Origin of the sequence: Pseudomonas sp. GM78, from assembly GCF_000282475.1 — a bacterium.
Taxonomy (GTDB): Bacteria; Pseudomonadota; Gammaproteobacteria; order Pseudomonadales; family Pseudomonadaceae; genus Aquipseudomonas.
Map to the genome: position 1 here is coordinate 1 of NZ_AKJF01000013.1, position 23,535 is coordinate 23,535.

General features: G+C 58.2%; 16 protein-coding genes and 1 pseudogene. 9 read left to right on the plus strand and 8 right to left on the minus strand.

All coding sequences use genetic code 11. The annotated features are described in order from the left end of the window. Window positions 1-223: 223 nt before the first annotated feature. Entirely contained in the window at window positions 224-793 is a 570-nt protein-coding gene (locus PMI35_RS30650) for a TetR/AcrR family transcriptional regulator (protein ID WP_008054699.1), read from the plus strand. Window positions 794-802: 9 nt separating this feature from the next. Here PMI35_RS30650 and PMI35_RS30645 read toward each other — a convergent pair whose 3' ends face one another. The 5 genes from PMI35_RS30645 to PMI35_RS30625 form a co-directional block, all read right to left on the minus strand. Further along, on the minus strand, window positions 803-2,182 hold the full coding sequence (locus PMI35_RS30645) for an OprD family porin (RefSeq protein WP_008054700.1): 1,380 nt from the start codon (window positions 2,180-2,182) through the stop codon (window positions 803-805). Window positions 2,183-2,320: 138 nt separating this feature from the next. Then, window positions 2,321-2,671 carry a RidA family protein gene (locus tag PMI35_RS30640; RefSeq protein WP_008054701.1) on the minus strand — a complete coding sequence of 117 codons (351 nt, stop codon included), beginning with the start codon at window positions 2,669-2,671 and terminating at the stop codon, window positions 2,321-2,323. Between the two features lie 38 nt (window positions 2,672-2,709). Next, window positions 2,710-4,044 carry an MFS transporter gene (locus PMI35_RS30635; RefSeq protein ID WP_008054703.1) on the minus strand — a complete coding sequence of 445 codons (1,335 nt, stop codon included), beginning with the start codon at window positions 4,042-4,044 and terminating at the stop codon, window positions 2,710-2,712. A gap of 34 nt (window positions 4,045-4,078) precedes the next feature. Beyond that, complete coding sequence (locus PMI35_RS30630; protein WP_008054705.1) at window positions 4,079-5,086, minus strand: succinylglutamate desuccinylase/aspartoacylase family protein; 1,008 nt, start codon at window positions 5,084-5,086, stop codon at window positions 4,079-4,081. 150 nt (window positions 5,087-5,236) lie between these two features. Beyond that, window positions 5,237-6,127: a LysR family transcriptional regulator gene (locus PMI35_RS30625; protein ID WP_008054706.1), complete on the minus strand. Its 891-nt coding sequence runs from the start codon at window positions 6,125-6,127 to the stop codon at window positions 5,237-5,239. 498 nt (window positions 6,128-6,625) lie between these two features. Here PMI35_RS30625 and PMI35_RS30620 point away from each other — a divergent pair, with 498 nt between their 5' ends. Continuing rightward, window positions 6,626-8,113 (plus strand): ATP-dependent nuclease, encoded by a 1,488-nt coding sequence (locus tag PMI35_RS30620; protein WP_008054707.1) that lies wholly within the window; start codon window positions 6,626-6,628, stop codon window positions 8,111-8,113. A 160-nt stretch (window positions 8,114-8,273) separates the two neighbouring features. Here the strand turns inward: PMI35_RS30620 and PMI35_RS33225 are convergent, their stop codons facing one another. Together PMI35_RS33225 and PMI35_RS35780 are read right to left on the minus strand one after the other, a co-directional pair. Next, the gene (locus PMI35_RS33225) at window positions 8,274-9,797 is read right to left on the minus strand and encodes a TIR domain-containing protein (RefSeq protein ID WP_008054708.1); all 1,524 of its coding nucleotides are present in this window, start codon (window positions 9,795-9,797) and stop codon (window positions 8,274-8,276) included. A gap of 521 nt (window positions 9,798-10,318) precedes the next feature. Further along, complete coding sequence (locus PMI35_RS35780; RefSeq protein ID WP_443217042.1) at window positions 10,319-10,825, minus strand: AbrB/MazE/SpoVT family DNA-binding domain-containing protein; 507 nt, start codon at window positions 10,823-10,825, stop codon at window positions 10,319-10,321. A gap of 100 nt (window positions 10,826-10,925) precedes the next feature. On the opposite strand from PMI35_RS35780, the pseudogene PMI35_RS33485 reads away from it, so the two are divergent. Then, window positions 10,926-11,066: pseudogene (locus tag PMI35_RS33485) on the plus strand (VOC family protein); the annotation flags it as partial. A gap of 159 nt (window positions 11,067-11,225) precedes the next feature. Here PMI35_RS33485 and PMI35_RS30610 read toward each other — a convergent pair. Then, window positions 11,226-12,815, minus strand: a complete 1,590-nt coding sequence (locus tag PMI35_RS30610; RefSeq protein ID WP_008054711.1) for a wax ester/triacylglycerol synthase family O-acyltransferase — start codon at window positions 12,813-12,815, stop codon at window positions 11,226-11,228. Window positions 12,816-13,070: 255 nt separating this feature from the next. Between PMI35_RS30610 and PMI35_RS30605 the strand changes: the two genes are divergently transcribed. The 6 genes from PMI35_RS30605 (at window position 13,071) to PMI35_RS30580 (ending at window position 23,534) form a co-directional block, all read left to right on the plus strand. Then, window positions 13,071-14,255 carry an alpha/beta hydrolase family protein gene (locus PMI35_RS30605; protein WP_008054712.1) on the plus strand — a complete coding sequence of 395 codons (1,185 nt, stop codon included), beginning with the start codon at window positions 13,071-13,073 and terminating at the stop codon, window positions 14,253-14,255. Between the two features lie 335 nt (window positions 14,256-14,590). Further along, on the plus strand, window positions 14,591-17,284 hold the full coding sequence (locus tag PMI35_RS30600; RefSeq protein ID WP_008054713.1) for a LuxR C-terminal-related transcriptional regulator: 2,694 nt from the start codon (window positions 14,591-14,593) through the stop codon (window positions 17,282-17,284). 287 nt (window positions 17,285-17,571) lie between these two features. Next, a complete protein-coding gene (locus PMI35_RS30595; RefSeq protein ID WP_008054714.1) occupies window positions 17,572-18,714 on the plus strand; it encodes an acyl-CoA dehydrogenase family protein in 1,143 nt (380 codons plus the stop codon). A 34-nt stretch (window positions 18,715-18,748) separates the two neighbouring features. Continuing rightward, a complete protein-coding gene (locus PMI35_RS30590) occupies window positions 18,749-19,891 on the plus strand; it encodes an acyl-CoA dehydrogenase family protein (protein ID WP_238543136.1) in 1,143 nt (380 codons plus the stop codon). A gap of 122 nt (window positions 19,892-20,013) precedes the next feature. Next, a complete protein-coding gene (locus tag PMI35_RS30585) occupies window positions 20,014-22,254 on the plus strand; it encodes a peroxisomal multifunctional enzyme type 2 (protein WP_008054717.1) in 2,241 nt (746 codons plus the stop codon). A gap of 104 nt (window positions 22,255-22,358) precedes the next feature. Continuing rightward, the gene (locus PMI35_RS30580) at window positions 22,359-23,534 is read left to right on the plus strand and encodes a thiolase C-terminal domain-containing protein (RefSeq protein ID WP_008054718.1); all 1,176 of its coding nucleotides are present in this window, start codon (window positions 22,359-22,361) and stop codon (window positions 23,532-23,534) included. The last annotated feature ends 1 nt before the right edge of the window (window position 23,535 follow it).

Sequence of the window (23,535 nt, forward strand, 5' to 3'; positions counted from 1 at the left end):
GCGTCGAGATTGTCGGGCCCCAGCCACGGCCGGTGTGTTTCCACGGTCTCGTTGTTCCACAGTGGAAGCAGGGCATTGGGCGAGAAGTCGTCGAACAGCTTTTCCGGGACCCGGGTGATGCTCGTCGTTCCCAGTGTGTAGTAACGGTCAGTCATGTTAAAGTCTCGATGATACTGGTCGGTATCAGAATGATACCGATCGGTATCATCGTCAAGAGGAGCCTATGCCAAAAGACCTTCCCAAGTTGCCGCCACGCGAGCGAATCCTGGCCGCCGCCGATGAACTTTTTTATCGGGACGGTATTCGCGGTGTCGGTGTTGAAGCCATTGCTGCCCATGCAGGCACCACCAAAATGGGCATTTATCGGCATTTTGCGAACAAGGATGCGTTGGTCGCAGAGTGGTTGCGGCTGGAGTCGCAGGCCTATTCGGATGTGCTGGATCGCCTCGAGTCACAGCATCCAGAGGACGCCAAGGCGCAGTTGCTGGGGTGGGCGCAGTTCATTGCCAGTCGGTTGGCGATCGAGGCGGATCGCGGTTGTTGTTTCGCCAATTCGGTGGCTGAGCTGCCGGACCGGGCTCACCCGGCCTGGGTGGTGATCGAGGCGCATTCCCGCGACCTGAGCGAGCGCTTGATTGACCTGTGTACGCAGGCCGGGCTGGCTGAGCCCGAGCACGTCGCCAGCGAAATCATCTTTATTCTCGATGGTGCTCAACTGGCGGCCCAGAGCCGCGGTGATGCGCAAAAAGTCGGTGAGCGCCTGGTGAGTATCGTCAGGCGCCTGGTGCAATAGGTGCTGATTCTATAGCGCTATCGAATAGCTCAGGATCAAGCGGTTCTGATCCACGCCGCTGACGACTTCGCTGCGAAAGGCGGCGTTCTTCCAGGTCACACCCAACCCCTTCAACGGCCCGCTCTGGGTGACATAGCTCAGGGCGAAGTCGCGCTCCCACTCACTCAGTTCACCATTGGCGGACTGCACATCGGTTCCCTTCAAATACGCCAGGCTGGCCGTCAGCCCTGGCACGCCAATGCTGACGAAGTCATAGTCATACTGCGCCAGCCAGGTCCGTTCGCCGGCGCGGCTGAAGTTGGCCAGTTGGCGGTCGGTGATCAGGTAGGTCAGTGCACCGCTGGAGCCTGGGTGCACGTCGCCCTGGTTGATGAACGGGAAGTTACTGTTGCCCTCGACCGCCTGGTAACCCAGGCCCAGGGAATGCCCGCCGAGGCTGTAGGTGAACAGCGCGCTCCAGGTCCGGTTGTCCACTTCGCCACGGGTCAGTGCCGCGCCTGCAGCGTTTTCTCCGTAATAACCGGCGGCCAGGTAACCCTCGTCACGACCTTGGGCACTGGCATTCTTGCCATCGGCATCGCTGTACCAATAGCGCAAGTCGGACTTGAGGCTGCCCGGGCCCAGCACCCACTTGTGAGTCAGGCCGAGGAAGTGCTGATCGTAGAAATCGTCTAGGTTGCCAAAGTAATACTGGGCCAGCAGGTCTTTGCTCAATTGGTAGTCAAGACCTGCGAAGTTGAAGGCTTGAGTGTCCGCATTTTTCTGCGCGCCGCCCATGCTCAGTGCGGTCTTGTCGCTGGAGGCCCGGCCTTTGGCGCGGTTCAACTGGCCCGCGGTCAGCGACAGGTTGTCGAACTCTTTCGAGGTGACCTGAGCGCCCTCGAAGGTTTGAGGCAGTAACCGGCCGTCGTTGTACATCACCACGGGCAGCCGTGGCTGCAAGGTGCCCAGCCGCGCCTCGGTCTTCGAAACACGCAGCTTGGCGGTCAGGCCAAGACTGCTGAACTGGTCCACGGCGGCGTTATCACTGTCTACCGGAAACATATTGCCCTGGCCAGCGCGGGCGCTTGGGTTGCGAGTCACGCCACTGGCGTTGTCGCCGGCCCGTCCACCGCCATCCAGTCGCACACCCAGCAACGCCAGGGCATCGACTCCGAACCCGACGGTACCGCTGGTGAATCCGGACTGCAGGTTCAGGTTAAATCCCTGGCCCCATTCTTCCTGGCGCGGGGCTGAACCACTGCCGCGGTTGTCGCTGTTGTAGTAGAGGTTGCGCAGGGACAGTTTCGCCTGGGCGTCGTCGACAAAACCTTCGGCATGCGCCTGGGCTACTGCTCCGAGGCTCAACGCGATCGCGCAGCCGGTCAGGATCCGTAGGGATATGTTCATGGTTGGATGCTCCCGTATTGTTATTGGCTCGGCCACGGTCGAGCCGCCGGGCGCATGCCGGCGGTCAACCGTGACTGGATTCAAGGGCAGTTAAAAAGGCTTCAAGTGCAGCGCTGTAATTGTTGGAGGTTCAAGCCTTCAGCTCGCCACGCCAGCGATGACCTGAATCTCGACCCGGTAGGCAGGGTTGGGAAAGTTGGCTTGCACACAGGCACGAGCCGGTGGCTCGAAACCGCCTACCCAAGCGTCCCAGACGCTATTCATGGCGGCAAAATCCTCTACGTCCGCCAGCCAAATCTGTACTGACAACAGGTGTTTCCGACCCGAGCCGACAGACTCGAGCAGCGCATCGATCTTGCCGAGAATGTCCCGGGTCTGAGCTTCGATACCTTCCTTGAATTGTGAGGTTTGCCCAGAGAGATACACAGTGTTCTGGTGCACGACGGCTTGGGTCAGGCGCGCGCCGATGCCCACTCGTTGAATGTTCATGCTAGGGGTTTCCGTTTGCTGCAAGAGTTAAAGGGAACTCAAGCCTGGGCCCGGCGGGCGGCCATGAAATAGAGCAGGGTGCTGAGCAGGGCGGCCGTCACGCCGACACCGCTGAGGGCGATCCCCAGGCTGTTTTCGACACCCGGCATGGACTGGGTGAGATAACCCACGGCGAAGGGGCCGATGCCGCCACCGACGATATTGGTCAGGAACACCAACAGCGCAATGGACCGGCCACGCATGCGATTGGGGATGGCGACCTGCACCGGGATCGGCGCCAGCGCCATGACGATACTGGCCGAGAAGGCACAGAGTGCGTAGGCGCCAATGTTCCAGCCAAACGTGGGGAGCAAGGGTGCGAACAACGCCAGGGGGATCAGCGCGCAGGAGGCGAGGGCAGACGTCTTGAGGGCTTTGGGCACGGTTTGCTGGTCGCTCATCCGGCTGCCCAGATAACGCGCGAACATCACACCGCAAATCCCGCCGAGCATGTACAAGGGCCCTGCGAGTTTGCCCACTTGACTGGCTTCCATCGCATACTTGCGAATCAGCAGGGTGGCGAACCAGGCTGTGTGGGAATAGAACAGCGTGATCAGGCTCATGTAGGCCAGGAAATACAGCGTACAAAAGCGATTGCGAACAAACAGCTCCTTGAGTACCTCCATCATCGGCGGCGCTTGTTCCGCCACCTCGGCGCTCGCCAGGGCCCTGGTTTCGGTACGCGCCGGTTCGCGCACGCTGAACGCCACCAGAAACGCCAGCGGCAGGCCCGCAAGGCCCACGGTCAGAAAGATGAACTGCCACGGATGCAGGGCGACGCCCAGCACACTGATCACACCCTCGGTATGCGACAGCCAGCCCAGCAGCAAGCCACCACCTGCCAATGCCACGCCGCTGCCGATGTAAGGGCCGAGCATGAAGATGCTGGTGGGGCGCGAGACTTTGCGCGGCGAGTACAGGTCGGCGAAAATCGACAGCACCGCCGGGCTCAAGCCCGCTTCGGCAATCGCGGTACCGGCGCGCCAGAACAGCAGTTCGCTGAAACTGTCCGCGGTCGCGCACAGGGCCGTGCACAGTGCCCAGATGGCCACACAGACCGCGATCAGTCGAACTCGATGGGTACGGTCAACCAGTCGGGCCACCACGACACCCGCGGTGGCGTAGCACAAGGTGAAGGCAAAGCCCTGCAGCAGGCCGATCTGGGTATCGCTCAAGGCCAGCGTGGCTTTGATCGGCTGCACCAGGATGCTGACGATCTGCCGGTCAATATAGGAAAACACGAAACACAGGAAGAACAGGCCGACGGTGTAACCATTGCGCAGGGCGCTGGCTGAACGCGCATTGTCGACGTCGAGCGTTTGGGTAATGGACATGATCATGCTCCAGGCTCAAGGACGGTCGGCAGGCTCACTGCCATTGCGACGGGGCGGCGAGGACAGCAATGCAATCGCCGTGTTCGACCTTGGCGAAGGTGCGTGTGCACACCACCTGGCCGGCCTTTTTGAAGTGCAACTGCAGCGGCGCCTCCCAGGGCGCGTGAGGGTCGAATAGTCGTCCGGCCAATTGCCCTGTCTGCACGTGCTCGCCCAGTTTGAAGCAAGGCTCGAACACCCCGGCGCGGGTAGCGAACAGGTAATGCTCTGGGCCTTCGACCCTTATCAGGCGTGTGGGCGTAGGCGCTGGTGCGGGCTCATCGATCACGCCGAGGCTGCGCAGTACCCGCGCCAAGCCGTCCTCGACAATCCGCAATCCCTCGGGATCGCAACTGCCGCCACCGCCGAACTCCCCGCACAAAAACAATTTGCCCTGGCGCTCGGCGGCTGCACCGTAGGTGCGGTCTTCGCCCAGCAGGTTCATGATCATTGTGGTAGGCGCGGCAAAAGCGTTCACCAGGCGCAGGTATTGATCGTGCTGGGCGGGATCTTGTGGCAAGGCCGCGAGCAGCGTCGGGTAATGCTGGAAAGAAGCGCCCCCTGCGTGCAAGTCGAGGATCACATCGGCGCGGGGGAAGAGCTCGGTGTCGACGTAGTGGGCGATCATTTCAGTGATGCTGCCGTTGCGCTGGCCGGGAAACATCCGGTTCAAGTTGCCCTTGTCGATGGGCGAGGTGCGCGAGGCATTGAGAAAGGCCGGAAAATTCAGCCCCGGCACCACGATCAGCCGGCCCTGGATCTGCATCGTCGGCAAGCGCTGCAGCAGTTTCATCAGGGCTACGGGCCCTTCGTACTCATCGCCGTGGTTGCCGCCGGTGAGCAGCACCGTGGGGCCGGTACCCTGTTTAAGTACGGCAATGGGAATCAGGATGCGGCCATAGGCTGATCGGTCATGGGAGTAAGGGACTTTCAGGCTGCCGGTTTGAAAGCCTTCCTGGTCGAAGTCGATATCGGTGCTGATCAGTGATCGAGGAATGTTCATGAGTGGGCTCACCTGCTTTTTATTCTGGGCGGTTTGGGCGCTGTCGGCGCGCCTTCGGGACCATCATTGCGCAAGTGTCGATGTAGCGATAATGCCGATGTCTTGCACGACCGATGCCTTAAAGGCATCGTTATGCAGGTCAGCCGGCGGCTAGGTTTGCTTGATCATCTGCTGCAATTTTTCCAGGAAGTGTTGCAGCAGCGGGTTCTGGTTGCTGGCCTGCCAGGCAAACGACAAGGGCATCGAGATGGAAAAATTCTTCAGCCGGATAAACCGCACCAACGCAGGCGGCCGTCCGGCATTGGCCGAATTGACGATGGCCGCGCCCACGCCGGAAGACACCAACGCCAGGATCGCCGACTCGGTCTGTTCCTGCTGAACGATACGCAGGCTTACCCCGGCCTGATGGCAGGCGCTGAGCAGGCAATCGTAGTAAGCGGGGTAGACATGACGGGGAAAGGTCACGAAAGGCAGATGTGCGACCTGTTTGAGCTCGATGACGTCATCAGGCAGTTGCCAACTGCTGGGGACCGCCAGCACCACATCGTGGTTGACCAGCGTCAGCACCTGGCAAGGCGTCATCAGTGGGGCAAAGGCATAGATGAAGCCACCGTCCAGCGTGCCCTGTTCGATGGCTTGCAACTGTAGCGGGCTGTTGACCGGCATCAGCTCGATGCTGGCTTCGGGTAGTTCGTCCTGGAACGCGCGCAAGGCGCTTGGCATGAAACCATCCCAGCCAGCATTTTCGACAAAACCCAGGCGCAGATGCCCCAACCTGCCGCCCGCTACGCGCTTGGCGCTCAGCACGGCGTTGTCCAGGTCGTCGAGGATTTTTTGCACCGAGGCGTGAAAGTACTCACCCGCCTTGGTAAGTTTCAAGCCTCTGGGCAAGCGTTCGAAAAGACTGAAACCCAGCTCTTGCTCAAGGTCCAGCAGTTGCCTGGAAATGGCGGGCTGAGTGATGAAGATGCGCTCGGCTGCCAAGCGGATGCTTTTGTATTCGGCAACGGCCATGAAGTAACGCAGGTGGCGCAGTTCCATAACGGCTCTCACAGACACGGACTTTTAAGCCTGCGACTTTGCACGTGGATGGAGATGGCGTCGAGTGGCCCGGGGTAGAATTCAGCAGCAACTTGAAGTTGTCCATTTGAGCGTCATCCGAAGTTCACCGACTGCTTTTGGCCGATTCTGTTGAAAAAGTCGGCCATGGTTTCCACGACAGAAAAGTACGCGCTTGAGATTGAAAATCTTTGCTTTGAGCATGGGATTCGGGGCTCAGATTTCGCGTAGCAACGCGCAAAAAGACGTTTTCAGCGCTCAGTATGGGGGGCTGTCTGGAAGAATCGACTTTTTCAACAGAATCGGCCGTTTTCCGACTGTCGTGACGGGCCGAAATCGACCCAAAGCTGCCCGTGGCTTGAGGCGGCAACCGGTCAAAAGCGGATTTACGCCGACGACCCCGAGGAGGCTAACTGGCGACACTGGTAGTATGGTGGCGCTTTGGCTTAATCATCTGAAAATAGACAGTGAGGCTGTACGATGGAGCGTAGTGAAATCAGAGAGTCGAGAAAGCTCGCCTTGCTTAAGAAAGTCCGTGAGCACGACTATGGAAAGTACTTGCATAAAGCGAGTATCCAGCGGATTAGAGGGTTTTCCGGTGAGGACATTACTTTTGAATTTCCAGTTACGGCACTCATCGGGCCTAACGGTAGCGGAAAGTCTTCCGTTTTAGGAGTCGCAGGTTGTGCATACAAGCCCATCAAGCCTGGATATTTTTTTCCTAAAAGTGCCGTTGGTGATGAGTCTATGTCTGGATGGCGAGTCGAGTATGAACTCGTAGACAAAGCACTCAACCCCCGCCAACTGGTCAAAAGAAGTAGCAATTTCAGACAAGCGAAATGGGTTCGGGGGGAAGTAGCGGATCGAGTTGTTCTATTCTTCGGAATTGAGCGCACCGTACCTGCGGGAGAAAAAACTCGGTTCAAAAAGCTGACAAAGTCGTCTTATGTACACCAAGGTGCACTTTTGTCTCTTGACGCGGAAGTCGCGACTCAAGTCGAACACGTTCTTGGAAAAGCCGTAACTGAATTCCGTGTTACCGATGTGGGCCAAGACGAACTTTTCTTAATCGGAAAAAATGGCGACCAGCATTACTCTGAGTTTCATTTTGGAGCTGGCGAGTCCTCCATCATCAGAATGATTAGTGAGATCGAGCAAGCTCCCCCAAATTCTCTCATCATCATTGAGGAAATTGAGAACGGTCTCCATCCAATCGCTACACGCCGCATGGTCGAGTACCTCATTGATGTTGCTGAGCGGAAAAACGTGCAAACAGTGTTCACAACGCACAGTGACTATGCTCTTTCCCCTTTGCCTAATGAGGCTATCTGGGCTTGCATCTCAGGCAAGCTTAAGCAGGGTAAGCTATCGGTTCAGGCTTTGAGAGCTGTATCAGGCCGTGTTGATAGAAAGCTCGCCGTTTTTGTTGAGGATGATTTTGCAAAAAGTTGGGTCGAGGCGATCCTTCGAGAAAAGCTTGGCGCTGAATTTGAGCAAGTGGAAATTCATGCGGTTGCTGGGGATGGTACAGCCGTCAGTACGCACAGAAGCCATGTACGTAACCCTGCAATTTTGTTCAAGTCACTTTGCATTATCGATGGCGACTCTGAGCAGCAGGGTGATGACGACCCCGAAAGTGGCATTATCCGGCTACCTGGTGATCAACCTGAGATAAGTGTTTACGACGATATTTTGTCTAACATCGAACGAGATATCGCGGTCCTAACAGTATCCTGCCAGCGCCCTCCGGAAGCGCAAGCGGAAGTCAGATCAGCCATGGAGGAGGTTGTGAGAACCAATAGAGACCCATACTTACTCTACGTCCAATTGGGACTGAAAATTGGTTTCGTATCAGAAGTTATTGTCCGAGGGGCGTTCTTCGCCCTTTGGGTGAGAAATAATCCTGAATTTTGCAACGCGTTAGCGACACGAATCCGTGAGCTAATTCAAGAGTCGGAGGCCGCATAGCACCTCTTTTAACTTAGAAAATAAGCCCACCTGTACAACGCCGCTCATGATGGCGGCGTGTGTATTTCTGGCGACCGAACAGCGTGCCATTAAACGTCTTGACGTCCGTTTTTGGCCGGTTGTTGCCTGTCGTGAAGGGCAGCAAACGGATCCAGGGCAGTCAATCCTGGGGGGGATTAGTCAGCAGCAAGCTACTCAATAGGCCACGCGGGGCATTGGTCTCTGTAGTCGATGGGTTGAGAACCTTAGTTACCGCTTCACGCACTCGGCGTTTTCCTTCGGTGCATTTCTTCTGGAACTCTTTAGCCTCGGACGCCTTCTTTCTTAAAGCAGAAGCTAGTCTTTCATGGGCGTACTCAGAGTGAGACTCAAGTTTGACCGCGCGCTCCAAGTATTCACATGCTTCAGTTGGAAAGTCTTTATTAATTAGTAAGTTGCCTATGTTGGCGGTTATCCATTGTGAGGAATCCTCTGCCTTCATTAGCTTCTCTGCTCTGCGATAGGAGTATAGCGCTTGATCGTATAAGTCGAGCTGAAGACAGGAGTTTCCAAGATATCCCCAGTATTCAAGTGAGTTAGGATCGTCGTACGTCAGTCGATCCAATAAGTAAGTCGCTATATGATCTTGGCCAAGCTCCTGAGCCAAGCGTGCGTACTTGAATCGTAGCCCCTTGTGGCTTGGATGCTTCGCGTAGCAACGCTGAACGACTGATAGAGCATCTCTCGTGTTTTCATCTCGTTCAAGGGTCTCAGCCAAACGGATGGCAACTTCCGGAAAATCATCCGGTCCGACACGCTGAAGTTCCGCGATTGCGCTAGCACTGTCTGTTCCATCTGAATGACACAGTGCAAGCGCCATCGCAATTTCAGCATCCTTCGGTCTTTTTTCCTGGACGGCAGTCAAGAGTTCGATTGCTTCGCTAACATAGCCTTCCAAGCGAAGGAATGTTGCAATGATGGATTGAACACCTGAAAATTCAAAGTGCTCATTGGCATATTTTATTAACTCTTCGATGTTGCCATCATTTCGTAGTTTGAGCTCGCAATAGAGAATCCAAGCTTTCCTAGTGAGCGCAACTTCACCGGACAAGCTCTCTATTTCGCTCTGAAGCGAAGCCTTGGCTTGGTCATATTTTTCATCTATAAAATCAAATAACCAATCGCGTCTTCCCGAGTCTTCTGCAATGCCCCCTTCTGTGCTTTCCTCTACGCCAATTCGACCGGGAGCAATACCGAGTTTTTTCATCTGCAGTCGAATTTGGTAGCACACAGAGCCGGTTGCCGCTTGCATGCTGCCATCATCACGTGTTGACTCATATCTGCCAGGCGTTACTCCTAGAAGGTCAGTAGGGATATGTAAGTCACCATCAGATGGCAGTATGAAGAATACTCGCTCTCGCCCTAGTTTGCCGATGAACAGCCCGAACTCAAAAAGCACATTATCCCTAATTGCAGGTGCAGTTATATTACGAATCCGAACCAAATCGTCTGGGGAGAATACGAATATAGCGAAGTCGCTTTCGGAGAGAGTTTTAGTCAGGCTCTCCATCGTAGTCCGAGACAACTCAAAAACGCCTTGGTCCCAGATAGTAACTTCCGCTTCGTGTAGTAGGTGCTGCTGTACAGGATAAGCAACACTGAGCCCCTCAACGGATGAGCCGATGAAGACACGTGGTTTTGGCATTGTTGCTCCTATGGATAAAAATCAATCGAATGCTGGGTTCTGCGTGAGCTCAGAGTATCGCGACGGGAAGGAAAAACAATCCGGAAGCTGGTACGGATGTAGGTTGCGAAGTGAGCGCGTCACGATCCTACTTCAGTCCTTGAACGAAGAAGCCGTCTCCAGCGTCCGCTCTTGGCCGATTCTGTTGAAAAAGTCGGTTCTCCCAGACTGCCCCCATACTGACCGCTGAAAACGTCTTTTTTGCGCGTCCATACGCGAAATCTGAGCCCCGAATCCCATGCTCAAAGTAAAGATTTCAATCTCAAGCGCGTACTTTTCTGTCGTGGAAACCATGGCCGACTTTTTCAACAGAATCGGCCGATTTCTGCCTGTCGTGACGGGCTGCAATCGACCGTAGCTGTGTAAAAACGTAGCCACTGCTTGAAGTCTGAGTCGCTACGTAAAATCTGCCAATCGCCGCTGCTCAGTAGTGCCGTTCGCATATGCCCGTTTGGAGATCAGGTCATGCGCGCCGGCGCGATTCAGGGTGTAGCTAAGTCGCTCGACTTCGGCGTCAGAACTATCGCGCCGTCGATCACTTCAAGGGTCAGTACGTCGCCGATGCTCAATCCCAAACTGGCGAGTAGGTCAGGCGGCAAGTCAATGATGACGTCACCGCTTCCATCCGCAGGATCTTGGCATTTCACTGTCCAGCGCTGGGCTTCGGTCATGATGTTACTCACACTTTGGTCTTGGCGGGGATGATTCATTATGATCGCAATGTCTTCGCCAGTTGAAGCGTGATGCTGACTGCTGATGACTTCTTCTGCTCGATTGTGGCCCTTGGCGACAGGCAGAACCCGGCCGATTGTGTTGAAAAAGTCGGTCCTTCCAGACTGCCCGCGGGCTGACTGCTCAAAACGCCTTTTTTGCGCGCAACTACGCGAAATCTGAGCCCGGAATCCTCTGTTCAAAGTAAAGATTTCAATCTCAAGTGCGAACTTTTTGCCGTGGAGACCATGGCCGACTTTTTCAACAGAATCGGCCAAAAGCGGACGTTCATGAGCGACGGCTTCCGACCGATTGTGTTGAAAAAGTCGATGTTCATATCCTCAACCATTCTGGTGGATTGGTTCTGGATAGATGCTCATGTTGACTGGCTTGAATCATTTTACGTTGGCGGTTGTGAACCTCTCTCGCAGCATTGAGTTTTATGTGGCTCTACCCGGCTTTAGATTGGCTGCCCGCTGGGAGACGGGGGCTTATCTTTCCCTTGGTGATCTCTGGCTGTTGACGCCGACGCCGAATTGACCCCCCTGCCGATGTAAGACTCACCCCACCTCAAATAGCACCTATGTAGAGCAGGCAATGGTTTGTGAGGAGTCAGAGACTGGGGCCGTGACATTTCGGCAACTAGGTCAATTCGGCGTCGGCGCCAACAATTGTGATTTATCCAGCATTATCGACGACGGTTACCAGGGCGCGGAGAGGCGTCTCAATCACTCCAGTACTTGCTGCCCTGGTGACTGGCATGCGGGCTTGCCGAGCCTTGTCCATCCTCGGCTTGCGACGCTTGCCCGGCACCGGGGCCGTCGTCACCGGTTGGCAAATCTGGTGGGCGACGTCACGCATTTCCTCGTAGGAGTCCAGCAGGCAGCGCGCCAGGAAATCAGGATCAGGAACAATGTTCGGCGAGCTGGTCAGTGAAATGAACATCTTTCCGCAATAGCTGGTCGGGTTCCAGATCAGTGACATGCCATCGGCCAGCGGACCCATGCCCCCCCAGTGCACGAGCTTCGCCCCGAGTAGATAGAGCGGCTCATTCGGACCGGGGACGTTGGTCACCATGCAGTTGTGCAGCAAGACCGGTCCCTTGCCACCCCCGCCGGTCAGTGTCGCCAGTCGGCCGGCAAGGCCCAGCGTCGCCGGTGGGGTGAACTTCTGCAGGTTCGTCAATTCATGAGCGCCAATCGCACTCTGGATCGCCTTGCATTCCGCCGTTGCGAGTTGTACCGCCTGAAGCCGCTCAAGCGGGTCATCGATGTGAGTGCCCAATGGGAATCTCAGGATTGAAATCGTATTGGTCGTACGCTCGGCGCCCTCTTGGCGCGTATTGACGGGCGCCATGCTCACCAGCGATTTTTCCGGCAGTTCGTCCTTTGCCTGCAAGTAGCGGCGCATCGCGCCTCCGATCATGGCAAGCACCGCGTCGTTGATCGTCGCGCCCGGTACCAGGCCTTTGATCTGCTTCACGGTGGCCAAATCCAGTGTCACCGAGTCCCAGACCCGTTTGGCCGACACATTCGCGTTGAATCGCGTGCGCGGTACGCCACCGTCCGACGACCTCAACGACTGGGCCAGCCTGCGCAAGCCGAACGTGGCGAGTTTGGGCAGTACGCGCCGCAGCGGTGCGGCCATGCGTGCGGAAGCCGAGATATTGTCGATGACCATGCGGGTGAGGGTGTCGGTGATCCGCCGCGAATGGCACGGGGGGTGCGCCGGTTGCGGTTTCGGCGTGATTGCGCCGGGTTTGCCCGGTGCGCCGGCCAGGTCGTGCATTGCCCAGGTAAATTCCGCCGCCGCGGTGCCGTCCATCGCGGCATGGTGAGTCTTGGTGATGATTGCGAAGCTGCCTTTCGGTATCCCTTCGATGTTGTCGAGCCCCTCGATCACGTACATCTCCCAGGGCGAGCGGGACAGATCCACCGACCGGGCATGAATGCGCGATAACAGTATGCAGAACTGCCGCCAGTCCCCGGGCTTGGGCAGGGCGAAATGGCGAACATGAAAATCGATGTCGAACAGGTCGTCTTCGACCCAATACGGGTACCCAAGCCCGAACGGCACCTGCACGATCTTGCGTCGCTGCACGTACATCGGGTCGAGTCGACTTTCGATGTGGTGGACTATTTCCCGAAATCCCAGGCGTTGCCCGTTCAAGGTCGTTTGGTCGTAGATATAAATCATCGTGCCGTGGGATGACGCATGCGGACGATCAACATGCAGAAACAGGGCGTCTTGGCCGCTCAGCTTGTTCATTCTTGAGACTCTCGCAAGGTTGTGCACTCCATTGAATAACTTGCCGTTCCGCTCGACCACGCGACCGGCAATTGTAAATACGACCAAAGTAGGGTGCTGACAATTGGCCATGAGAGATGCATTTCCAACCCCTCCAAATAGGGGGTAACACCGGGTCGTGTTCCTGAGGTTTTATGCGCCTACCTGGCATGCGTTGCTCCACAGGCTGCGCACCTTGCCTTTCTCAAGGAAATTGTCCCGTGCATAGGCGTCGTTATGGAAAGTGAACTGCATGCCCCCTGGTGGGAACAACTGCCCGAGGATTTCTGGCAGCAGGCCAATGGTACGGAGCTCGATGCCAACCATCGGTTGAAAGTGCACGGCACTGCTGCCGTCGAGCGGGTCCTGCGCACATCGTTGTCTGCCACGGTGGCGGCTGCCATGCTCACCTCGCTGTACAAGGGCGGCGACACGCGGCGCGAGTTTGACGCGCTGCGTTTCTATGAGCCGCTGGCGCGCGCGGGTGATGCCGGGCGGGTGTTTTTGGCACCGCCCAAGGGTATCGCCATCGAGGTGAGCCCGGCGACCGGCTGTTCGGCGGGTTTGCGCGGTATCCAGCGCTTTCAGTTGCGTTTCGACAGCCCGTTCAAACCCCTCAATCCGGCGGCGCAGGCGCAGTTCGAGAACATGCAGAACAATGCGCAGGCGCATGCCCAGCACTGGTGTCATGGCGATCGGCCGCGCCCGACACTGATCGTGATCCACGGCTTCGCCGCCGACGCGCCGTTTTTGAACGCCCAGGCCCTGTCACTGGCAAGCTTTTACCATCAGGGCTACGACATTCTGCTGTTCACCTACCCACACCATGGGCTACGGGCCGAGCGCGGCGACCTGTTCAGCGGTGTCGGTCTGTTCGGGCGCGGCCTGCTCTCGTTCACGGAGTCACCGCTGCATGCCATTCACGATCTGCGGGTGTTCATTGACTATTTGCAAGGTCGCGGAGTCGAGCACATCGGCGTCACCGGGATTTCCCTTGGCGGTTATACGGCCTCGCTGCTGGCGACGGTCGACGACCGTTTGTCCTTCTGCGTTCCCATCGTGCCTGCGGTGAGTCCGATTGACTTGTTTCTCGAATGGTGGCCCACGAGCATCCTGCTGCCGCGGTTGATGCGTAGCCAAGGCGTGAATGTCGCGCAGATGCGCGGTTTGACCGCGGTGCACAACCCCCTGACCTACAAGCCATGCATAGATGGCGAGCGCGTGCTAATCATCGGCGGTGCGGGCGACCGGTTCAGCGTGCCGCGTCAACTGCGCCTGCTGCAACAACACTGGCCGGACAGCCAGTTGCATTGGTTCCCCGGCAGTCACTTGATGCACCTGGGACGTGGTGAATATTTACAGCGTATGCGCGGGTTTATCGATCAGTGGTGCGAAAATACCAGCGGTCAATCTTCGGATTGATTGCAAGCCAGATCAAAAGATCGCAGTCTGAGACAGATCCGCAGGGAATAGGGCTGCCGGCGCCATCAATCAACCGTCGCATGAAGAACGGTCGATCACGCAGCTATCATTGTTGAAAGAGACAAGAGGGCTCTGAGCTGGCAGCCCCCCCCCCAAAGGAGGGGGGGAGTAGGGATGGCTTGCCCTCACTATCGCCGCATTCAATTTGGAGTGCGCCCATTCCTGCCCATTCTTTCGAGTTAACGGCTGGATGGATCATTACACCGGCGCCGTTTTCAACAATGTTACGTCCTGTTCGGATCTTCCTCAGACGAGCAGGGGATCGGAGATTCGGTTTGCAAATTAATACCGACAAACTGCTGGTTTCGACCAAGTTCGCCCCTCCGCGAATCGGCACCCAATCGATTCCCCGCAGCAGGCTGATAGAAGAACTGCAGCGAATCGAGCACTGTACCGTCGGCCTTGTCATCGGCAGTCCGGGATTCGGCAAGACCACCTTGCTGGTGCAGTGGCGCCAGACCATGATGCGCGCTGGCGCCGAAGTCGCCTGGTTGTCACTGAGCGCCGACGACAAGCATCTCTCGACTTTTTTTGCCTATTTGCGCGGTGCATTGCAGCGCCTCGGTGTGACCATCGACACGGGCACTCCGCTGGAGGGTGCCAGCAGTGAGTCGATTGACGAAATCGTCGCCGCCATCGTCGATGCGGCTTCCAATGTGAACAAAGAGCTGTACCTGGTGCTCGACGATTACCAGCATGTCGCGGATCCGCGCTCGCACCGATTGATGCAAAAACTGTTCGATCACAGCCCTGAGAACCTGCATTTCGTGATTGCTGCGCGCGTTCAACCACCCTTGAGTCTCAGTCGGCTGCGACTGATGGGGCAGGTGGTGGAACTTGACTGTGCAGCGTTGCCGTTCGATTTGACGGAAACCCGCGCCTTCCTTGAATTGAATCTGGCAGCGCTGAAACTCCACGAGGAGGAAATCCACCTGACCCACGAGCTCACCAGCGGTTGGCCTGCCAGCCTGCAGTTGATCGTGATCCTGCTGCGCAGCAACCCTGGAGCGCGGGCGAGCCTGCATGAACTGGGCTGGAAATCGGATGACCTGCAAAGCTATCTGGCTGAGGATGTGATGGCGCATCTACCGGAGGCGTTGGCGGACTTCATGGAGGCGGTCAGTATTTGCCGACGCTTCAATGCCTCCCTGGCAGAGGCAGTGACAGGCAACGCCAGTGCCGCGCAGATGCTCAACCGGCTTGAAGAAGAAAACCTGCTGATCTTCCGTGTCGAAGCCGATGATCGCTTGCCCTGGTATCGCTTCCATCCGCTGTTCAGTGAATTTCTTGCCACACGTCTGATTCGGCGCAATTCGCAGAATGTCGCGCAATTGCATCAGCGTGCGGCGCATTGGTTCGCTGAACGCAAACTGCTGGCCGAGGCCATGCGTCATGCCACGTCGGGCGGGGATCTGGGGTTCGCCGTTGAAGTCATCGAGCGGGCGGCGCCGACCACTTGGGGCCTGGATCAACTGAGTCCGCTTCTGCGCTTGCTCGACCGACTGCCGCAGGAGGTTTTGTTCTCCAGGCCCCGGTTGTTTTTCCTCGGCTGCCTGGCCTATGCCTTGACGGCACGGCCGGCGAAGGCTGAGGCGTGGCTTGAGCAATTCAAGCGAAGTGGCGCTGCGCAGCACGAAGACGTGGCGTTCCGCCTGCCGCTGGTGCAGGCGGTCATCCACGTTCAGCGCGATCGTACCGAGCCGGTCATTGCCTTGCTCGAAGGATTCCAGCCGCTGATCGACGATTACTCGATCATGCGCTACGGCCCACCGACCATGTTGGCACTGGCCTATTCCGCGGCGGGACGGCACGCCGATGCGCTGCGTTGTCTCGACGACCACCCGATTCCCGAGGTCGATCGCAACGACGAGATGGCGCTGCTTGCAGAAGGTACCCGGACCCTGTGTTGCCTGATGGAAGGCAAGATGCTCGAAGCCGAACGCAGAGGCCTGGCGCAATTGACCCGCGCCGTGACCGCGCACGGACATCGTTCGGCCAGTGCCTACACCGGAGCCTCCGCCCTGGCTGAGATTTATTGTGAACTGGACCGGATCGACGAGGCACGTGAAGTCCTGGCCAATCGCAATGGGCTGCTGCAGTGGACAATGCCCGACTCAATGATGCGCGCCAGTATTTGCCGTGCCCGTCTGGATCTTTTGCAAGAGTCTGCGGCCACGGCGCTGGCCTTCCTCGAACGCCAGGAACGGCACTTTCGCAGTATCGGTCAGGATCGCGCTCTGGTGCATTGTCTCGCCGAGCAGGTGCGCATTGAATTGCTCGAGGGTGATCGCGCTAACGCGGGCGTGCATGTCGCGCAGCTCGATGTGCTTGGCCAGGCACATCAAGGGGCGGACGGGTTCCAGGCAGAAATTCCGGCGATGGTCGCCCTGGCCAAGGCACGGCTGCTTCTGGCGACCAACTATCCGGACAATGCTTTGCTGGAACTGCAGCACGTTCGTCGTTATGCCCAACACTATCATCGTGGCCAATTGGGGGTGACCGCATTGCTGCTGATGGGCATTGCTCATGCAGACCTGCGACAGCAGGACGCCGCCGACGATTTACTGATCCAGGCATTGGAAACCGGGCAGCGACTGGGCCTGGTACGCACTTTTCTCGACGAGAGTGCGGCGCTGTATCCAATGCTGGCGCCGCTGGCCGACAGGATCGCCCCTGGCAGTTCGTTGACGGTTTTTCTGCAAGACCTGCTGCCGCGTTTCGAGCAGGGCAAGTCAGGTGCGCACTCGGGCGATGGCAGCGCTTCGGCGGGTCAGAAGACCTTGACCCCACGCGAGCTGGCGATCCTGCAATTGATCAGCCAGGCCATGTCGAACAAACGGGTGGCGTTGACGTTGAGTATTTCGCTGGAAACGGTGAAATGGAACCTGAAGAACGTGTTCTTGAAACTCGGTGTTTCCAGTCGTTACGACGCTGTCTCCTGGGCGCGCAAGCACGGCTTGATTCCCTGAAGCCCTGCGGTCGACGCCGCCCATGTAGTTGCGTGGACTGCATGGGCGGGCGTCCGCAGGTGTGCAACAGCCGCAGCTTAAGGTTTTCGCCGAATACCGGGCCTCCCCGTTTCAGGGAGGTCCACACCATTCCCCTGCAGCCTGCGGCAGTTCCTTCAGGGGGGTGCAGGTTTCGATCGATTCCCCCCTCTCCCTGAGGGGTACAGCAGGCAGGGTGCATTTCCTATCGTGGTATCGACAAAGCCGGTTTGAACCGGCGCGTAGATCCAGCCCTTAGGAGATGCTTCATGATTCCGCGCACCCTGTTTGAGCACGAGCACGAGGAGTTCCGCAAAACCACGCGGCGCTTTCTTGCCGACGAGTGCATGCCGCACCACGAGCAATGGGAAGAGGATCACCTGGTTCCCCGTGCAATCTGGGAAAAAGCCGGTGAACTGGGTCTGCTCAATGCCACCACCCCTGAGGCCTACGGCGGTCTTGGCCTGGATCGACGCTTCTCGATGATTGTCGGTGAAGAGGTCACGCGCGTCAGTGCCAGCGGCCTCATCGGTTTCGGTGTACACGATATCGTCGCCGGCTACCTGAACAACTTCGGTACCGAAGCACAGAAGCAACAGTGGTTGCCGAAAATGGCTGCCGGCACTGCGATTGCGGCGGTCGCGATGACCGAACCGGGCACCGGCTCCGATCTGCAAGGAGTCCAGACCCGTGCCACGCTGATGGGCGACGAATACGTCATCAACGGTTCCAAGACTTTCATTTCCAACGGCACCAACTGCGACCTGGTGGTTGTCGTGGCCAAGACCGGCAACACCGGCAAAGGCTCCCAGGACATCTCGCTGATCATCGTCGAAGCCGACCGTCCGGGCCTGAGCAAGTCGCGCCCGCTGCGCAAGGTCGGGCTGCATGCCCAGGACACCACCATGCTGTTCTTCGAAGACCTGCGCGTGCCGAAGGAAAACATCCTCGGCGGCGTTCCGGGGCAGGGCTTTTTCCAGCTGATGAAAGAATTGGCCTGGGAGCGTTTGGGGATTGCCGGCAACAGTATCGCCGGCGCCCAGGCCGTGCTTGAACACACCCTTGAATACACCCGCGGTCGCAGCGTGTTCGGCAAGCCGATTTTCGACTTCCAGAACACCCGCTTCAAGCTCGCCGACATGCAGATCAACATCGCCGTCGGCCAGAACTACGTCGATAAATGCATGGGTCTGTGCCTGGAGCACAAGCTGACGCCCGAAGCAGCGGCGGCGGCCAAGCTGTGGTGTTCCGAACTGTATTCCAAGGTGGTCGACGAATGCGTGCAACTGCACGGTGGCAACGGCTACATGCTCGAGTACCCGGTGGCGCGCCACTACCTCGATCACCGCGTCCTGCGTATTGCCGGCGGCGCCAACGACATCATGAAAGAGCTGGTCGGGCGCACGCTCTGATCACCGCGCAATCGAGGAATTTGCCATGGAATATCTGATCCCCCGGACCTTGTTCAGCTCCGAACACGAAGATTACCGCCGCCTTACCCAGCGTTTCCTGGCAGACGAAGTACTGCCGTTTCACGCACAGTGGGAAAAGGAAAAACGCGTGCCTCGCGAAATCTGGCGTCGCGCCGGTGAGCTGGGCCTGCTACTGCCGTGCATTCCGGAAGAATACGGTGGCTACGGCGCAGACCGCCTGTACTCGATGGTCATCGGCGAGGAGTACATGGGCTCCGGCGCTTCCGGCCTGGGCATCGGCTTCGGCGTGCACGCACTGGTGGCCGGTTACATCCTGCATTACGGCAGTGAGCAACAGAAACAGACCTGGTTGCCGAAGATGGTCTCCGGTGAAGCCATCGGTTCGATCGCGATGACGGAACCCAACACCGGCTCCGACCTGCAAGCGGTCAAGACCCGCGCTGTGCGCGACGGCGACGACTACGTCATTACGGGTTCCAAGACCTTCATTTCCAACGGCGTGCAGTCGGATCTGGTAGTGGTCGTCTGCAAGACCGGCACCACTGGCACCGCCAGGGACATCTCGCTGATCATCGTCGAGAGCGGTCGCGACGGTTATGCCAAATCGCAGCCTCTGGAAAAGATCGGCCTGCATGCGCAGGACACCTGCATGTTGTTCTTCGACAACGTGCGTGTGCCGTGCAGCAATCTGCTGGGCCCGGAGGAGGGCAAGGGCTTCGGTCAGCTGATGCGCGACCTCGCCTGGGAGCGTATCAGCGGTGCCATCGGCTTCCAGGCCCAGGCCGAAGCTGCGCTGCGCCACACCGTCGACTACACCAAAGGCCGCACGGTTTTCGGCAAGCCGGTCTTCGATTTCCAGAACTCGCGTTTCAAGCTCGCTGAATTGAAGACTGAAATCCAGATCGGCCGATCCTGGGTCGACAGCTGCATGGAACTGGCCCTGCGCAACGAGCTGACACCCGAAGCCGCAGCCATGGCCAAGCACTGGACCGCCGAGTTGAGCCTGCGCGTGGTCGAGGAATGCCTGCAGTTGCACGGCGGCAACGGCTACATGACCGAATACCCGATCGCACGCCTGTTCCTCGATACCCGTGGTAACCGCATCTGGGGCGGCAGCCGCGAAGTCATGAAAGAAATCATCGCTCGCACCCTGTAGGGGCGGGCAGCGCAGTCTCGCTGCGCAATCCAATTACCTGAATGTGCTGTCTGCGGTGCCCGACTCCGGGGAGTCGGGCAGCCGGTAACCAACAACAATACCCATTGGGAAGGAGAGTCACCGTGTCACAAGAACTTCGTTTTGACGGCAAAGTAGCCATTGTCACCGGTGCCGGTAACGGCCTGGGCCGTGCCCACGCACTGCTGCTGGGCTCGCGTGGCGCCAAGGTCGTGGTCAACGACCTGGGTGTGAACCTGCAGGGCGTAGGCGTTTCGTCTGCCGCTGCCGACGCCGTGGTTGCCGAGATCAAGGCCATGGGCGGCGAAGCCGTCGCCGACTACAACTCGGTTGCCGAAGGCGAGAAAATCGTCGCCACCGCGCTGGAAGCCTTCGGCACCGTTGATATCCTGATCAACAACGCCGGTATCCTGCGCGACGTGTCGTTCGCCAAAATGACTGAAGAACAGTGGGACCTGATTCAGGAAATCCACGTCAAGGGCGCGTTCAAACTGACCCACGCCGTGTGGCCGATCATGCGTGAAAAGGGCTACGGCCGCATCATCATGACCGCTTCCGGTGCCGGCATTTTCGGCAACTTCGGTCAGTGCAACTACTCCACCGCCAAATCCGGGCTGATCGGCTTCGCCAAGTCCCTGGCCTTCGAAGGCGCTTCGAAGAATATTCGCGTCAACACCATTGCCCCGATTGCGGCGTCCCGCCTGGTGATCGCCAGCGGCATCCTGCCGGAAGACGTTCACGCCAAACTGGCTTCCGAGCACGTCGCGCCGCTGGTCAGCTGGTTGTGCCACGAAGAGTGCCCGGAAACCGGCGGCCTGTTCGAAGTCGGTGGCGGCTTCCACGCCAAGTACCGTTGGGAACGGTCCCAGGGCCGAGTGCTGCACACCGACACCCTGAGCCCGGAGCTGGTGCGTGAAAACTGGGAGCGCATCACCCAGTTCGACGAACACAGCGTGCACCAGTCCAATGGCGGCGAAGGCTTCCAGGAGCTGTTCTCGCGCCTGGATTCGCCAGCCAAGGGTGGCAACCAGTATGTGGACATGGAAGTGGCAAGCAATGCCGTGTCGACCCTGGAAACCGAGTACAACCAGACCGACGCCGCACTTTACGCATTGGCCGTGGGCGCTGCGAAAGACCCTCTGGACGAGACCGAACTGTTGTACATCAACGAGTTCAAGGACGAAGAGTTCCGCGTACTGCCAACCATGGCCGTGCTGCCGGCGACCCAGGTCTTCCTGCAAGCCATCAAGTCCGGCAAGCCGAGCCTGGAAGGCCTGGAGCTGCCGTTCGCCAATGGCCTGCATGGCGAGCAGTACACCGAGATGTACCGCCCGTTGCCACCGGCCGCCAAGCTCAAGCACACCATGCGTCTGAAGCAGGCGATCGACAAGGGACGCAGCTCCGTTTCGATCCTTGCGGTGGAGACCACTGACGAGAACGGCGTACCGCTGTACTACAACGAAATCACCAGCTTCTACGCCGGTGTGCCGGGCGCCGGTCTGGAAAAAGTGCCTAGCGTTGCGCTGCCCGAACTGCCGGCGCGCGCACCGGATGCGGTGATCGCCGAACAAACCGATATCAACCAGGCCTTGTTGTATCGCCTGTGCGGTGACTGGAACCCGATGCACGTCGATCCGGATTACGCCAAGGCTGCTGGCTACGACAAACCGTTCCTGCACGGTCTGTGCACCTTCGGTTATGCCGGTCGTCATGTGATCAAGGCGTTCTGCAACAACGATTCGCGCCTGTTCAAGAGCATCCGCGTGCGTTTCGCTTCCATCGTCATGCCGGGCGATACCCTGGAAACCCGCATGTGGCGCGAGACGCCGACCCGCGTGGTGTTCGAGATGCGTGCGGTTGAGCGTGACGTGGTGGTGCTCAAGGGCGGCGTCGTGGAAATCTTCGACAAAGTCCCGGACCTCGCGTCCCTGACCAACGCTTCCAAGGAAGAGCCGAAGACCCTGACCGCCCACGACGTGTTCAGCGTGTACAAGGCGCACCTGCAGGCTCACCCGGAAATCGCCGCCGAAGCGCAGATGATCATGCAGTTTGTGGTCAAGAACCGCGAGTCCAACTGGGTACTCGACCTGAAGAACGGCAAGGGCGACCTGTATGAAGGCGTTGCGGACAACGCGGACGTGACCATGACCATCCAGGAAGCGAACATGCCGGAGCTGGCTTCGGGCGAGGAACCGCAACTGCAGAAGCTGTTCTTCGGCGGCAAGCTGAAGTTGACCGGTGACACCATGGCTTCGAAGAAGCTGGAAGCGTTCGCCAGTATCGACAAGCAGCTGTACGCCGCTGCGACTGCCGAGCGTCTTGCCAAGGCGGTAACTTCGGCGTGAGAAAAGCTGCCTCGCCAATCAATTCAGGTTGATCGGTGAGGCCACGACGCTGCCGCTGGTGCTTCGGTGCTGGCGGCAGCCTTTTGTTTCGGGAGAACCACTACATGAATCGTCGCGTCAATGTGATTGGCGTAGGCATGACTCCGTTCATCGCGCCGGGTGCCGGTGGTCGTTATTACGATCTCGCCGCCGAGGCGGGCCGCCTGGCGTTGCAGGACGCCGGCATCGAATATCGCAGGGTCGAAGCGGCCTATGCCGGTTTCGTCTACGGCGATTCCCTTTCCGGCCAGCGCGGCGTTACCGAGCTGGGTTTGACCGGAATTCCGATTATCAATGTCAGCAACCATGGTGCCAGTGGTTCGACAGCGCTCTACCTGGCGCGTCAGGCCATTGAACACGGCATCGCCGAATGTGTGCTGGCAGTTGGCTTTGAAGTATCCCCGCCTGAGTGGTCCCGGCACCGTTGGCAAGATTGCGAGTCGCCCGTGGCCAGGCACGCCCATGGTGGGGCTGACACACTCGTAACCGAAGTTCCGATCGTCACACAGTTATTTGCCAGGGCTGCGCGTGAATACATGCAACGGTATGGTGCGCGCAAAGAAACCTTCGCGATGATCGCAGTGAAGTCTCGCGAACACGCCGCACTCAATCCTTATGCGTTGCACCGTCAGCCTTTGAGCCTGGAAACAGTGCTGGAAGATGAGGTCTGCACACCTTTGACGCGATTGCAGTACTGTCTGCCGGCCTCAGGCGCAGCGGCGGTGGTGTTGTGCTCCGATGAGTTCGCCAGGAAACACGGGATCAACGATCCGGTTTACATTGCGGCGCAGGCCATGACCACCGATTTGCCCGGCAGCTTCAGCGAGGGTTCTGCTATCCGTGCGATGGGTTACGAGCTCGGTTTCGCCGCAGCACGCGACGTTTATGAACGGGCAGGGATCGGTCCGGAAGAGGTCGATGTGTGCGAACTGCACGACGGCTCTACCGCCAGTGAAATCCTGCTGTACGAAGCACTGGGATTGTGTCGGGAAGGTGATGCCGAAAAGCTTGTCGAAGATGGCGACAATACCTATGGCGGCAACCGGGTCATCAACCCCTCGGGCGGATTGTTGTCCATGGGGCATCCACTCGGTGCGACCGGCATTGCCCAATGTGCCGAACTGGTCTGGCAGCTGCGCGGGACAGCGGCCAATCGTCAGGTTCCCTATGCCCGTATCGCCCTGCAACACAACATCAGCATAGGCGGCGCCTGTGTAGTGACCATGTATCGCTGCGATTAGC

Excerpts from the sequence above, each read along its gene's own strand:
- PMI35_RS30620 (WP_008054707.1), top strand. The coding sequence starts at position 6,626 with ATGGAGCGTAGTGAAATCAGAGAGTCGAGAAAGCTCGCCTTGCTTAAG.
- PMI35_RS33225 (WP_008054708.1), bottom strand. The coding sequence starts at position 9,797 with ATGCCAAAACCACGTGTCTTCATCGGCTCATCCGTTGAGGGGCTCAGT.
- PMI35_RS30635 (WP_008054703.1), bottom strand. The coding sequence starts at position 4,044 with ATGTCCATTACCCAAACGCTCGACGTCGACAATGCGCGTTCAGCCAGC.
- PMI35_RS30630 (WP_008054705.1), bottom strand. The coding sequence starts at position 5,086 with ATGAACATTCCTCGATCACTGATCAGCACCGATATCGACTTCGACCAG.
- PMI35_RS30595 (WP_008054714.1), top strand. The coding sequence starts at position 17,572 with ATGATTCCGCGCACCCTGTTTGAGCACGAGCACGAGGAGTTCCGCAAA.
- PMI35_RS30645 (WP_008054700.1), bottom strand. The coding sequence starts at position 2,182 with ATGAACATATCCCTACGGATCCTGACCGGCTGCGCGATCGCGTTGAGC.
- PMI35_RS30605 (WP_008054712.1), top strand. The coding sequence starts at position 13,071 with ATGGAAAGTGAACTGCATGCCCCCTGGTGGGAACAACTGCCCGAGGAT.
- PMI35_RS30580 (WP_008054718.1), top strand. The coding sequence starts at position 22,359 with ATGAATCGTCGCGTCAATGTGATTGGCGTAGGCATGACTCCGTTCATC.
- PMI35_RS30640 (WP_008054701.1), bottom strand. The coding sequence starts at position 2,671 with ATGAACATTCAACGAGTGGGCATCGGCGCGCGCCTGACCCAAGCCGTC.
- PMI35_RS30625 (WP_008054706.1), bottom strand. The coding sequence starts at position 6,127 with ATGGAACTGCGCCACCTGCGTTACTTCATGGCCGTTGCCGAATACAAA.
- PMI35_RS30610 (WP_008054711.1), bottom strand. The coding sequence starts at position 12,815 with ATGAACAAGCTGAGCGGCCAAGACGCCCTGTTTCTGCATGTTGATCGT.
- PMI35_RS30650 (WP_008054699.1), top strand. The coding sequence starts at position 224 with ATGCCAAAAGACCTTCCCAAGTTGCCGCCACGCGAGCGAATCCTGGCC.